Below are 12824 nucleotides of genomic sequence, written 5' to 3'. Positions count from 1 at the left end.
GGAGTCCGCCATACCTGGACTGTACCGGCGCTCTCACAAGACCAAATCAACGTGGCTATACTCGCCACCGCGTTTGCGGATGTAGCTCAGTTGGCTAGAGCGTCTGCTTGCCATGCAGAAGGTCGAGGGTTCGAGTCCCTTCATCCGCTCTCTACGAAAGGCCCGCTCCGGCGGGCCTTTCGCGTTCATGGGGTCCGTTCGCCGAACCCGTGACTCCCGCGGCGGACCAATTGCGTCAGATGGCGATCGGCCGCGGCAGCGTGGCGAGATAGCGGTCGCCGAGTCGACGGACGTGCTTCTCGTACTCGCCGTGCGTGAATAGCGAGGCGTTGGGCTTGACCATGCCGTTGATCACGACGATCTGAGGCGCGGGGAGGCCGCGTTCGGCGAGTTCCTCGGCGTTGCCGTTGTCGAGGATGCAGAACAGCCGGTAGTGCTGGCGGCCCGGGCCGGTGACCCGAATCTCGTAGTAGCCGCCCATCGAGCCGTGCATGGCCTCCCACTTGCCGCCGCCGCTGAACGCCGGCGGTGGGGCTGCACGAACGGCCTCGAGGACTGCAACGAGCTTCGCCCTGACCTTCACCGGGCAAGACCTCAGGAACTCGAGCCCGGGAGCGTCGCCAGTCTGCGTCGCGTAGTAGACGATTCCCCAAGACACGGCCAGCGAACGCTACGGCCGGTCTCGGACGGAGCTGAGGTCAGGTGACCGGGTCTTTCGGGCGCGGCTTTGTGGGCCTCCGACCACGCTTCCGCGGGACGACTTTGATGTCCGCGTCGAGTGCGGCGGCCATCGCGACCACGGTGCGCAACTCGGGGTTGCCCGACGCCGTCAGGAGACGCCGGACACTCGCAGGGTTCTTGCCGATCTCACGCGCGAGTTCCGCCTTCGACATTCCGTACTCGGCGCGGAGCTGGTCGAGTGCGTTGACGATCTCGTCGATGACGGCCAGTTCGCGCCGCTCGCGCTCGTACTCGGCTCGGAACTCGGGATCACCGAGTTGCTCGGCGAGCCAGCGGTCATGCAAGGTCGTGTCTTGGGTTTCGTGATGAGCCATCGCGCGCCGTCTGCACCCGTGGGACATGTAACACATGTGTTACGTCAGAACGAGCTAAGCGTAACACAGGTGCTACACCGGTCCGGGCTTGGGATATCTGAGTCTTGATCAGGTCTCGTCGAGCTCGGCGATCAGAGCGTCGATCCGGCTTGCGATCTCGTCTCGTGTGGCTCTCACCGCTTCGATCGGTTGACCCTTGGGGTCGGGCAGGTCCCAGTCGAGGTAGCGCTTGCCGGGGATGTACGGGCAGGTGTCGCCGCAGCCCATCGTCACGACGACGTCGGCGCGCTCGGCGAGTTCGGTCGTGAGACGCTGCGGACGGCGGTCGGCGAGGTCGATGTCGAGCTCGCGCATGACCTCGATGACCTCGGGATGGACGTGGCCGTCGGGGTCGGCGACGCTGCCCGCGGACTCGGCGGTATGGCGGCCGGAAGCGGCCCGCTCGAAGAGCGCCTGGCTGATCTGGGAGCGGCCGGCGTTGTGCAGGCAGACGAACAGGACGTGGCTCAAGTCGACTCCTTGGGGACGACGACGCCGGCGGCTTGGGTGGGACTGAGCCCGGGATACAGCGTGCGGATCAGGACGAACGCGACCGCGCCTCCGGCGAGTTGGGCGATCACGAAACCGGGCACCGAGGCGGGCGCGATCCCGGCGAAGGTATCCGAGAACACGCGCCCGACGCTGATCGCCGGGTTGGCGAAGCTCGTGGAGCTGGTGAACCAGTACGCGGCGCCGATGTAGGCGCCGACCGCGGCGGGAGCGGTTGCGAGGCGGCCCGTCCGGGCGAGCGAGAAGATCACGAGTATCAGCCCGCAGGTCGCGACGACCTCCGAGAGCAGATGCGCCGGGCTCGCGCGGTGGTGCGTGGAGATGCTGATCGCCGCCAGGTCGAACATGACGTTGGCGAGCACGGCACCGGCGACACAACCGACGACCTGCACCGCCATGTACGGGGCGAGATCGCGCCGGTCGAGCCCGCCGAACGCGGCGTCGACGAGCGACACGACCGGGTTGAGGTGCGCCCCTGACACCGGGCCGAAGATCAGGATCAACGCGAACAGCCCGGCGGCGGTCGCCGCCGCGTTCTCGAGCAGCTGGAGCCCGGCGTCCTCGGAGAGGTTCTGAGCGGCGATTCCCGAGCCGATCACCAACGCGGCCAGCAGGGCGCTGCCGAGGAACTCGGCCAACAGCCGTCGTCGCAGGGGCGGTCGCATCACCGACCGGACCATATTCCATTGACAACCGTCACTTCAATCGATAGATGTAGATAGATGGCTGTCGATCTGCCACTGGCCCCGAAGACCAAGCGCGCCGCAGGCGAGCCCTGCTGCGAGCCCGTCGTCTACCCCGACGTCGAGCGCGAGCACGCCGTCCGGATGGCCGAGGTCGCCAAGGCGCTCGGCGACCCTGTCCGCCTGCAACTCGTCGACGTCCTGCGCAAGCACGCCGGCAAGGTCTGCGTGTGCGAGCTGGTGCCGCTGTTCGACATCTCCCAGCCCACGCTGTCGCACCACCTCAAGAAGCTCCGCGAGGCCGGCATCGTCGACTCCGAGCGCCGCGGGCTGTGGGCCTACTACTACGTCCGCCCCGGCGCGCTGGAGGAACTGACCGCATGGCTGAGCTGACCGACCTCACCCCCGCCGCCACCGGCACGAGCACCTGCTGCTCGACCGACGCGCAAGCCGGCTGCTGCGAACCGGCGGACAAGGCCACGTGCTGTGAGACCGGCGCGGCCGGCGGCACGTGCGGTTGCGCCGAAGGCGCCGACGCCCTGCGCGAGACCGTCCGCGAGCGCTACGCCGCGGCCGCCCTCGCCACCGCCAACCCGATCGAGACGGCGGGCTGCTGCAGCCCGGACTCGGCGATCATCACCGACGAACAGGCCGAACTGTTCGGTCGCGGCCTCTACGGCAACGAGGGCGACGAGCTCCCCGAAGAGGCGCTGATCGCCTCTCTCGGATGCGGGAACCCGACGGCGATGGCGGACCTGCAGCCCGGCCAGGTCGTGCTCGACCTCGGGTCCGGCGGTGGCATCGACGTCCTGCTCTCCGCCCGCCGTGTGGCGCCGGGCGGCACGGCCTACGGCCTGGACATGACCGACGAGATGCTCGAGCTCGCCCGCGCCAATCAGGCCAAAGCGGGGATCGACAACGTCCAGTGGCTCAAGGGGCACATCGAAGCGATCCCGCTCCCGGCCGATTCGGTCGACGTCGTCCTGTCGAACTGCGTCATCAACCTCTCGACCGACAAGCCCCGGGTGCTGCGCGAGACGGCCCGCGTGTTGAAGCCCGGCGGCCTGTTCGCGGTCTCGGACGTCATCGCCGACCCCGACATGGACGACGCCACCCGCGCCGACATGCAGCAGTACGTCGGCTGCATCGCCGGTGCCCTCACGCACGACGAATACACCCGCTACCTCGCCGATGCGGGCTTGAGTGACATCGAGATCGTCGAGACGCACCGCGTCCACGAGCACGCCGGGTCGGCGATCATCCGCGCCCGCAAGCCGGTGTGAGTGCGGCGCGGCCGTCCGGCCGGACCAGCTGGGCGTGCGCCGCCGCCTTCTCGGGCTCGGGCGTCCGGAGGTTGCGCTCGTACGCGGCGCGGGCGTCCGGACCTCCGCCGACGACCATGTCAGCGCCGGCCATCAAGGCTTCGTAGCCGAGGCGGCCGACTTCCTCCTTTGGGAACTTCTGCATCCGGCCGATCGGGGTGTCAGCGCCCATCCCGCCGTTGCTATGGAAGTCCGAGTCCGTGGCACCGGGCAGCAGCGCGGTGACCACCACGCCGTGTCCGCGCACCTCTTCACGCAGGGTCTCGGCGAGGTTGTACCCGAAGGCCTTGGTGGCGCCGTAGACGCCCTCGTACGGCGTCGGCGTGGTCGCTGAGATCGACGAGACGATCAGGATCCGCCCCGTGCGGTTGACGACCATGTGGTCCACGACCCGCTTGGCCATGTGGGTCGTGCCGACGACGTTGATCGCGAGCACGCGCAGGTGCGCGTCGAGCGGCGTGTCGGCGATCGCGGCGCCGACCGCGACGCCGACGTTCAAGACCGCGACGTCGACGCGGCGCCCGAGGCCCTCGACGAAGCGCCAGAACGACTCGACGCCCTCGTAGGTGCTCGCGTCGGCCTGGTGGCTCCACGCCTCCCCGCCGAGCTCGCGCAACCGGGCGGCGCTCTCGTGGACACGCCCGCTGGACCCGGAGACGGCGACGTCATGGCCGTGTGAGGCAAGCTGCTTGGCCAGCTCGTAGCCGATGCCGGACGAGCCACCGGTGACAAAGGCGAGCGGTCGATCGATTCCCATGACGATCCAGGTTCGTCCGGGCAAGCCAAAGTTTCAAATGATGATTTTCGCCAGGCGATAGATTCTTTCTATGGATCCGAGACGGGTGCTGACCTTTCGTCAAGTCGCCCACGAGCGGTCGTTCTCGCGCGCGGCGCGCGCCCTGTCGCTCACGCAACCGTCGGTCTCACACCAGGTCGCGCTGCTCGAGCGCGAGGTCGGTGGGCGCCTGCTGGAGCGCGGCCCTGGCGGTCTGCGTCTCACCGATGCCGGTGAAGCCCTGCTCGCCCACGCCGACGCCATCGCGGAACGCTTCGAGCTCGCCGAGTCCCAGCTCAGCGAGATCCTCAGCCCAGGCGACACCCGTCTCCGCATCGGCGCCGTCCCCAGCGCCCTCGCCGGGCTCGTCCCCGCCGCTCTGCAGCGGGTCCGCAACCACGCCCCGCACGCGTCGGTCACGGTCGCAGAGGGCGGCGCCGCCGAGCTTCCCGGCCGCGTGCGGTCTGGTGAGCTCCACCTGGCGGTCAGCTTCCAGGACGCGGCCCTCCCGCCCGCCGACCACGAAGGTCTCGCCCGCCATGACCTGCTGCGGGAACGCTTCCTCGTCGCGCTCCCGCCCACGCACCCATTTGCCGACCGGCCGGCCGTCCGCCTGGCGGACCTCGCCGACGACGACTGGATCGCCGGCACCACCGACGGCATCATCGTGAACGCCTGTCGCGACGCAGGTTTCGAGCCGCGCATCGTCTCTATCACACGCGACCAGTTCGCCATCCGGGCGCTCATCACGCGAGGTCTCGCGGTGACCCTCGCCGCGGGTCTCCTCGCCGACGCCTTCGAACACGCCGTGCTCCGGCCGATCGACGGCCCGGCCCCGGAACGGGACGTCTACGCGCTGTTGCCGCCCGGCGGGCTGCATCCGCTCGCGGGACCCGCGCTCGAGGCGCTCACCGGCGCGGCGGAGGACCTGCAAGGTCAGCGGAACGACGCCCTTACCGGGACGGTTCACAAGCGCGTTACCTAGACAGCCGAGGCAAAGCGCACGATGCCGCCGCCGGAGTTTCTTTCTCAGGGGGTAACGATGCTGAACGAATCCGATTTACAGGTCACGCGGCAGCGACGAACGGCCTCGCGCGTAAAAGGCCGACGGCGCGCCGTCGCGGCCGGCGCCGCGGCGGTCGCGCTCGTGGGCGCGGGTGCGGCGTACGCGACGACTCAGGTGTTCGGGCAGAACAAGGTCGGCACGGAGTACTCGAACGGGATCCAGGTCTCCGACGACCAGATCATCAAGCCGCTCGGCGACCGGCTGGTCACGCAGACCGGCAAGTTCATGGGCTCCACGACGAGCCCGGACGGACGCTATCTCGCGGCCACCAGCACCGACCGGTCGGTGGCTCTGCAGATCTTCGACCTGACCAGCTACAAGCAGATCTGGTCGGCGGGCACGGCGACCGGCGTCAGCCAGAAGCTCACGGGCAACAGCGTCGGCCAGGTCGGTCCGACCTACTCGCCGGACGGCCGGACGCTGTGGCTGCCGCAGCAGGACTCGGTGAGCCGGTTCCCGGTCAAGGCCGACGGCACGCTCGGGGCGCCGACCACGTTCGCGATCCCGAAGGTCAGCGGTCACTCCGCGCTGGTCGGGCAGATCGTGTACTCGCCCGACGCCTACACGGTGTACGTCGCGATCAACGGGCAGAACACGGTCGTCCAGATGGACCCGGACAGTGGCGCGGTCCTGCACACGTGGAACGTCGGCATCGCCCCGCGTGAGCTGAAGTTCGTGGGCGACAAGCTCTATGTCACCAACGAGGGCGGCCGCAAGCCGCGCCCCGGCGAGACGACGATGGACTCCTATGGCACCGCGGTGCCGGCGGACGGGTACTACGGCACGTCGACGACCGGGTCGGTCAGCGTGATCGACACCACCGACCCGACGGCGCCGGTCGGCTCGATCGCGGTCGGCCTGCATCCGACGGCGATGTTCGTCCAGCCCGGCGCGCCGAAGAAGAACAAGCCGAACAAGACGAGCCCGGACGCGCTGTTCGTCGCCAACACCAACAGCGACACCGTCTCGGTGATCAACACCAAGAACGACAAGGTCGTCCAGACGATCGAGACCAAGCCGTGGCCGTCGTCGGACATCGGCTACCAGCCCACCGGAATCACGATGGGCCCGAACAACCACCTGCTCGTGACGCTCGGCCGCGCGAACGCCGTGGCGGTGTACACGTACGCGGGCAAGCCGCAGGAGCCGGTGAGCTACCTCGGCCTGCTGCCGACGGACTACTACCCGGAGGACATCGCGACCGTCGGGCGTCAGATCTTCGTCACCAACACCCGTGGCATCGACGCGCGCGGCCCGAACCTCACGTTCAACAAGGGCCAGGGCACCACGCCGGCGACGGGCCACGGCACGCACAGCACGACCGCGTCGCTGACCCGGTTCACGCTGCCGCGCGACAAGGACATCTCGGGCCTGTACACCGACACGGTCTTCGCGCAGAACGGCTGGGGCGCCAACGACGTCACGCAGGCCAAGGGCAAGAAGGTCCCGCCGGTGGCCGTCCCGACGCGCATCGGCGACCCGTCGACGATCAAGCACGTCTTCCTGATCGTCAAGGAGAACCGCACGTACGACCAGGTCTACGGCGACATGACCGAGGGCAACGGCGACGCCACTCTGGCGCAGTTCGGCGCCAAGCAGACGCCGAACCAGCACGCGCTGGCCAAGCAGTTCGGCCTCTATGACAACACGTATGACATCGGGACGAACTCCGCCGAGGGCCACAACTGGCTGATGCAGGGCGACAACCCGGAGTACACCGAGTCCTCCGCGGGCGAGTATCAGCGCAGCTATGACACCGAGGAGGACGTCCTCGGCCACCAGCGCTCGGGTTTCCTGTGGACGGCGATCCAGGACGCCAACAACAACACCGCGCGCAACTTCGGCGAGTTCATCTACACCGAGGGCAAGCCCTCCGGCGGCAGCTGGCAGCAGTACTACTGCGCGGCCACGGCCGTCCAGGCGGGCGGTGACCCGGCGCTGCTGACGCCCGCGAACTTGAAGGGCAACTACGGCTCGACGATCCCGTCGCTGAACGCGATCACGAACCCGACGAGCCCGCCGTACGACCTCTCGGTCCCGGACATCTACCGCTACCAGATCTGGAAGCAGGACTTCCTCAAGAACGGTCCCGCCAACTTCAACATGATGTGGTTCTCCTCGGACCACACGGGCGGTCCGATCACCCCCGAGGCCGGCGTGGCCGACGGTGACCTCGCCGTGGGCCGCGTCGTCGACACGATCTCGCACAGCAAGTACTGGAAGGACTCCGTGATCTTCGTGGCGGAGGACGACAGCCAGGACGGCGCCGATCACGTCGACGGCCACCGCGCGCCGATCCAGATCATCAGCCCGTGGGCGCAGCACGGCAAGACCGACAGCACGTACTACTCGCAGATCACGATGGTGCGCACGATCGAGCAGATCCTCGGCGCCCAGCCGCTGAACCAGAAGGTCGCCGCGGCGACGCCGATGTACGGCGCGTTCACCGACGACCCGGACTTCACGCCGTTCACGGCGGTCCAGAACCAGGTTCCGCTGACCGAGAACATCGCCACGGCACCGGCCTGCGGCCTGGACACGATGGGCCAGACGCCGACGGCGACGCCGACGCCGACGGCCACCGCCGTGCCGACGAGCCAGGCGGCCACGGCCGCGCTGTGGCAGGGCTGGATCGCCAAGCAGCGCACGACCGGCAACGGCGCGACCCCTGACTACGCGAACCCGGAGCAGATGAACCGGTACACGTGGTACGTCACCCACGACTGGAAGGTGCCGTACCCGGGTGACTCGACGATCTACGCCCCGGAGGACGTCCCGGGCGCCTACATCCCGAGCCCGGACTCCAACTGACCGCTGACGTGCAGGCAGTTCGTGCTCAGGGCCTGAGCAAGTGCTTCGGTGAGGTCGTCGCCCTCGATGGCGTCGACCTCACCGTCGCGCAGGGCGAGGTGCATGGCCTGGTCGGACCGAACGGCGCCGGCAAGACGACGCTTCTCGGTCTGCTCCTCGGGCTGGCCCATGCCGACAGCGGGATCCTCGAGATCCTCGGTAGCCCCGTCCGCGAGACGCCCGCCGGGGTCGCGGGCTTCGTGGACGGGCCAGGCCTGTATCCCGCGCTCAGCGCGCGGCAGAACCTCGTCGCGCTCGCGCAGCTGCGCGGCGACGGCGCCGACGGCATCGACGACGTGCTCGACCAGGTCGGGCTCACCGACGTCGCGGACGACCGCGTCCGCGGCTTCTCGCTCGGCATGCGCCAGCGTCTCGGGCTGGCCGCCGCGTTGCTGACGCGGCCTCGGCTCCTGGTGCTCGACGAGCCGGCGAACGGCCTGGACCCCATCGGCACGCGGCACGTGCACGGCGTGCTCACCCGGCTGGCGGCGAACGGCACCGCCGTCGTCCTGTCCAGCCACCGGATGGACGACCTCGCGGCGCTGTGCAGCCGGGTCACGCTGCTCGCCACCGGCAAGGTGGTCTTCACGGGCCCGCTCAGCGAGCTCGCCGCCGACACCGGCGAACTGGACTACCGGCTGCGCACCTCCGATCCCGCCGCGGCCCGGCGGATCGCGGCCGAGACGCCGGGGGTGCGCCTGGTCGGAGACGACGTGGTGCGAACCGCGATCCCGGCTCTGGACGAGCTCGTCGCGCGGCTCGTCGGTGCGGGCGTCGGCGTGCGTGAATTGGCGCCGGTCGTGGCGCCACTCGAGGCGGCCTTCCTGGCCCTGACCGCAAAGGAGAAGGAATGAGCACCGCCGCTGCCGTCACGACGCAGCCACGGACCGCCGCCCCACCGACACCCGTGTGGCGCGGCTACCGCTTCGAGCTGGTCAAGCTCCTGGCGCAGTGGCCGATCCGGCTGCTGCTGTTGGCGTGCTGCCTCGGCCCGGCGGTGTTCGTGGCCGTCGTCAGCCGGCAGAGCTCGCTGCCGTCGGACACGGTCTTCGGCCGCTGGATGGGACAGACCGGGTGGGCCGGAGCGCTGGTGATCCTGACCTTCTCCTGCAGCTGGGTGCTGCCGCTGCTGACGTCGCTGGTCGCCGGCGACGTGTTCGCGTCGGAGGACCGGCTGGGCACGTGGCGCCATCTGCTCGTCGCGGTGCGGTCGCCGCGGCGGATCTTCGCCGCCAAGGCGCTGGCGAGCCTCACCGTGATCGTGCTGCTGGCGCTCGGCCTGGCCGTCTCCGGCATCGCCGGCGGCCTCGCCGCGGTCGGCAACCGGCCGCTGGTCGGTCTCGACGGGCATCTGTTCGACCCTGCCGGCACGGTCCTGCTCGCCTGGGCGGCCGTGCTGGCGCCGACGCTGGCGTTCGCGTCGATCGGGCTGCTCGGCTCGGTGGCGCTCGGCCGCTCCCCGATGGGGTTGGCGATCCCGGCGCTGCTCGCGTTGGCGCTCGGGATCGCGCAGCTGCTTCCCCTGCCCGCGGTGGTTCGGGTCGCGCTGCCGAGCTACGGCTTCATCGGCTGGCGCGGGCTGTTCACCGACCCGGCGCAGACCGGCCCGCTCCTCGTCGGCATCCTCGTCAGCCTCGCGTGGGCGGCGGCCGCCACGGCGCTGGCGTACCGCCTGTTCATGCGCCGCGACTTCACCGACCTGGCGTACGACGGCTCTCCTCGGCGTGTCCTGGTTCAGGCCGTGCTGCCTCTAGGGGCGCTGTTCGCCGCCAGTGTCGGGGTCATCGCCGTCGCCACCTCGGCCTCGGCTTCGGGGATCGAGCAGGCGAAGCTCCAGCGGTCGCTCGCGACGGCGTTCGCCCATCTCTACCGCCTCCAGACGGACGAGCTGCATCGCCCCGCCGTCACCGAGGCGCAGCTGCGCGCCGGCGCGTCGTGCGACAAGGGCGGCTCACGCGTCGACGACGTGGGAGCGGGCAACGACTGGCGCTGCGTCGTCACCTGGCACCTGCCGGGTTCGACCGCGACCGGCTCGGCGATCTACCAGCTCGATGTCACACCGGACGGGCGCTACGTGGCGGACGGCGACGGGCCGCAGCAGGTCAACGGGTTCTTCCAGGTCCGCACCGAGACCGGTGACGCACCGAACCCGCTCTGGCAGCTCGACGGGCTGGTCAACCTGATCAAGTAGAGAAGTGCGCGCGGACCCCATGGCGGCGCGCGCTCAGCACGAAGTACAGGAAGGCCAGTGAGGACGCGGCCGCGAGGCAGAACGGCTGCCCGACGCCGTTGTCATGCGTGATCAGCGCGGTGTGGACCCCGCGGAAGAGAAAGATCGCCGCCACGACTCCCGCCGCTGCCGCGCCGATCAGCAACTCGACATCGAACAGCTCGCCGATCCTCCCGGGCAACCACCAGCGGCGCTGGAGCCGGCGGTAGAGCAGCAGGACCAGCACGCCGATGACCCCGCAGGCCAGCGTGTCCATGAGGTAGTGCGACGCGTGCAGCGCGGTCATGACCTCCAGGCAGTCGTGCGCCTTCGGGTTCGCGGCCTGCCAGTTGTCGCAGTCGGCGGCCGAGTAGGAGTCGGCCGGGAACGCGTTGGCGATCGCCGCCGGCCCCCACACCGCCCGTACGACCAGCCCGAGGACCCCGGCGAGCCCGATCGCCACGCCACCGACGCCGCCGATCAGCAGCAGCGAGAGCGCGACGCGACGGCGCAGCGCCGGCGTCAGGGAGAGCGTCACACGCTCCGGACCGGCGGCGACCTCGGCCGGACCCATCCTCCGTACCGCTTCGGCCCGTGCCTCTTCCCATGACAGGCCGGACGCCTCGAGCTCCTCCGCGGACTCGTGGAGATGCAACTCGGCCTCGGCCAGGGTACGGCGGACGTCTCGCGGGGACCCGGTCAGCGCGACGAGCAGCCGGTCGAGATAGGCCTCGATCGGGTCGTCGACGAGCACTCTCACGCCGGCTGCACCCCGATCATTCGGGAGACCAACGTGCTGAACGCCGTCCATTCGGCGCGCCGTGTGTCCAAGCGCTCGACGCCGGCGTCCGTCAACCGGTAGGTCCGGCGGCGCTTGCGACCGACGAACTCGTCGGAGGAGCTGACGAACCCGGAGGCCTCCAACCTGTGCAGCGCGGGATAGATCGTGCCCTCCGGCATTGCGAAGATCCCGCCGCTGTCATCGCGCAACCGCGCGATGACACCGTAGCCGTGTGCCGGCCCCTGCGCCAGTGCGGCCAGGAGGAGCATGTCGAGTTGCCCAGCCGTCTGGTCGATCTTCATCTGGCCGCGAGTGTAATTCGCGTCGGCACATACCTAGCGAGTCGAGACACATGTCGTTTACGAGTTCGGGCCGAGAACGGCATTGAATTGCCCTGATGTTGAACCGCCTGAGCCTGGTCGCCGCAGCCGTCGCGCTCGCGATGCCCGCGACTGCTGCCGCCGCGACCGTGTCCAGCGACGGGACCGGCGCGATCACGCTGCGCGACGCCGGCGCCGAGACCAACGCCGTCACGGTCGCGCTCGACGCGCAGACCTGGGTGATCAGCGACTCCGCCAGCCCGCTGACCGCCGGGGCCGGCTGCACGCAGTCGACCGCCAACGAGGTCCGCTGCGCCCAGACCGCCGCGCGCGCCACGGCGTTCCTCGGCGGCGGCGATGACACCTTCACCGCAGCGCCCGCGGGCGGCTGGATGGTCTTCGGCGAGGCCGGCTCCGACCACCTCGACGGCGGAGCGGGCCCGGACGCGTTCTTCGGCGGCGCCGGCGTCGACACGCTGACCGGCGGCGGCGGCAACGACCGGCTCGACGGCGGAGCCGGCGACGACGCGATCGACGGCGGCACCGGCGAGGATCTGACCACCTACTCGTCCGCGACCGGCCCGGTGACCGTCGATCTGAACGCGGGCACGGGCGGTCAGGCGGGCGAGCACGACGTGCTGACCGGGATCGAGGACGCGACCGCGAGCGGCACATTGACCGGCGACGACGGGCCGAACTTCCTCACGGGCGGCGGCGCCGACGACGTCATCACCGGCAACGGCGGCGACGACACGCTCGTCGGCGAGGCGGGAAGCGACACGCTCACCGGCGGCGCCGGCGACGACCGCGTGTACGGCGACTCCACGTTCGGCGGCGCCGGCGGCGCCGACCACCTGGACGGCGGTCCGGGCGACGACCGGCTCGACGGCGGCGACAAGGCGGATCAGATCGACGGCGGTCCCGGCTTCGACATCCTCGACTACAGCGACCGCGTGCTCGGCGTCGACGTCGACCTGCGCCGCGCCGCGCCGCAGGGCGAGCCCGGAGAGGGCGACTCCGCGGTCGGCATCGAAGGCGGCTACGGCGGCGCCGGCAACGACACGCTGGTCGGGGACGACGGCGCCAACGTCCTGCGCGGCGGCGCGGGCGACGACACCCTGCGCGGTCTCGGCGGCGCCGACACGCTCGACGGAGGCGCCGGCGCCAACGTGCTCGACTGCGTCGCGAGCGACGACACGGTGATCGCCGGCGCG

Annotated in this window: 13 protein-coding genes, 1 tRNA gene and 1 pseudogene; 8 read left to right on the top strand and 7 right to left on the bottom strand. The window is 70.1% G+C overall.

Going from position 1 to position 12824, the window contains the following annotated elements; all coding sequences use genetic code 11:
• Positions 1-75: 75 nt before the first annotated feature.
• A tRNA-Gly gene (locus tag G569_RS0142085) sits at positions 76-149 on the top strand.
• Between the two features lie 86 nt (positions 150-235).
• Here G569_RS0142085 and G569_RS63520 read toward each other — a convergent pair.
• From G569_RS63520 to G569_RS65040, 4 genes are all read right to left on the bottom strand, one after another.
• On the bottom strand, positions 236-658 hold the full coding sequence (locus G569_RS63520; RefSeq protein ID WP_157592682.1) for a type II toxin-antitoxin system RelE/ParE family toxin: 423 nt from the start codon (positions 656-658) through the stop codon (positions 236-238).
• 40 nt (positions 659-698) lie between these two features.
• Entirely contained in the window at positions 699-1082 is a 384-nt protein-coding gene (locus G569_RS56240; protein WP_169542372.1) for a helix-turn-helix domain-containing transcriptional regulator, read from the bottom strand.
• An 81-nt stretch (positions 1083-1163) separates the two neighbouring features.
• Positions 1164-1565, bottom strand: coding sequence for an arsenate-mycothiol transferase ArsC (locus G569_RS65045; RefSeq protein WP_028067860.1), 402 nt, complete (start codon positions 1563-1565; stop codon positions 1164-1166).
• Positions 1562-2269, bottom strand: coding sequence for an aquaporin (locus G569_RS65040; protein WP_053227828.1), 708 nt, complete (start codon positions 2267-2269; stop codon positions 1562-1564). The genes G569_RS65045 and G569_RS65040 overlap by 4 nt, the downstream gene beginning before the upstream one ends.
• A 57-nt stretch (positions 2270-2326) precedes the next feature.
• Here G569_RS65040 and G569_RS0142060 point away from each other — a divergent pair, with 57 nt between their 5' ends.
• A complete protein-coding gene (locus G569_RS0142060) occupies positions 2327-2680 on the top strand; it encodes an ArsR/SmtB family transcription factor (RefSeq protein WP_037503041.1) in 354 nt (117 codons plus the stop codon).
• The gene (arsM, locus tag G569_RS0142055) at positions 2668-3570 is read left to right on the top strand and encodes an arsenite methyltransferase (RefSeq protein WP_084286312.1); all 903 of its coding nucleotides are present in this window, start codon (positions 2668-2670) and stop codon (positions 3568-3570) included. The genes G569_RS0142060 and arsM overlap by 13 nt, the downstream gene beginning before the upstream one ends.
• Here arsM and G569_RS56230 read toward each other — a convergent pair.
• Positions 3545-4366 (bottom strand): SDR family NAD(P)-dependent oxidoreductase, encoded by an 822-nt coding sequence (locus tag G569_RS56230; RefSeq protein ID WP_037503038.1) that lies wholly within the window; start codon positions 4364-4366, stop codon positions 3545-3547. The genes arsM and G569_RS56230 overlap by 26 nt on opposite strands.
• A 70-nt stretch (positions 4367-4436) precedes the next feature.
• On the opposite strand from G569_RS56230, the gene G569_RS56225 reads away from it, so the two are divergent.
• From G569_RS56225 to G569_RS0142030, 4 genes are read left to right on the top strand one after another with little or no spacing between them, the layout of a single operon-like run.
• Complete coding sequence (locus tag G569_RS56225) at positions 4437-5369, top strand: LysR family transcriptional regulator (RefSeq protein ID WP_053227803.1); 933 nt, start codon at positions 4437-4439, stop codon at positions 5367-5369.
• A gap of 57 nt (positions 5370-5426) precedes the next feature.
• Positions 5427-8261 carry an alkaline phosphatase family protein gene (locus tag G569_RS0142040; protein WP_028067857.1) on the top strand — a complete coding sequence of 945 codons (2835 nt, stop codon included), beginning with the start codon at positions 5427-5429 and terminating at the stop codon, positions 8259-8261.
• 8 nt (positions 8262-8269) lie between these two features.
• The gene (locus tag G569_RS0142035) at positions 8270-9154 is read left to right on the top strand and encodes an ABC transporter ATP-binding protein (protein WP_028067856.1); all 885 of its coding nucleotides are present in this window, start codon (positions 8270-8272) and stop codon (positions 9152-9154) included.
• Positions 9151-10491, top strand: a complete 1341-nt coding sequence (locus G569_RS0142030) for an ABC transporter permease (RefSeq protein ID WP_028067855.1) — start codon at positions 9151-9153, stop codon at positions 10489-10491. The genes G569_RS0142035 and G569_RS0142030 overlap by 4 nt, the downstream gene beginning before the upstream one ends.
• Here the strand turns inward: G569_RS0142030 and G569_RS0142025 are convergent.
• Together G569_RS0142025 and G569_RS0142020 are read right to left on the bottom strand one after the other, a co-directional pair.
• Positions 10484-11269 carry a permease prefix domain 1-containing protein gene (locus tag G569_RS0142025; protein WP_157592681.1) on the bottom strand — a complete coding sequence of 262 codons (786 nt, stop codon included), beginning with the start codon at positions 11267-11269 and terminating at the stop codon, positions 10484-10486. The genes G569_RS0142030 and G569_RS0142025 overlap by 8 nt on opposite strands.
• Positions 11266-11592: a PadR family transcriptional regulator gene (locus G569_RS0142020; RefSeq protein ID WP_028067853.1), complete on the bottom strand. Its 327-nt coding sequence runs from the start codon at positions 11590-11592 to the stop codon at positions 11266-11268. The genes G569_RS0142025 and G569_RS0142020 overlap by 4 nt, the downstream gene beginning before the upstream one ends.
• 95 nt (positions 11593-11687) lie before the next feature.
• Between G569_RS0142020 and G569_RS60230 the strand changes: the two are divergent.
• Positions 11688-12773, top strand: a pseudogene (locus G569_RS60230) (calcium-binding protein); the annotation flags it as partial.
• Between the last annotated feature and the right edge of the window lie 51 nt (positions 12774-12824).

It is taken from the genome of Solirubrobacter soli DSM 22325, assembly GCF_000423665.1.
Taxonomy (GTDB): Bacteria; Actinomycetota; Thermoleophilia; order Solirubrobacterales; family Solirubrobacteraceae; genus Solirubrobacter; species Solirubrobacter soli.
This window is presented reverse-complemented; position numbering and strand designations above follow the sequence as displayed.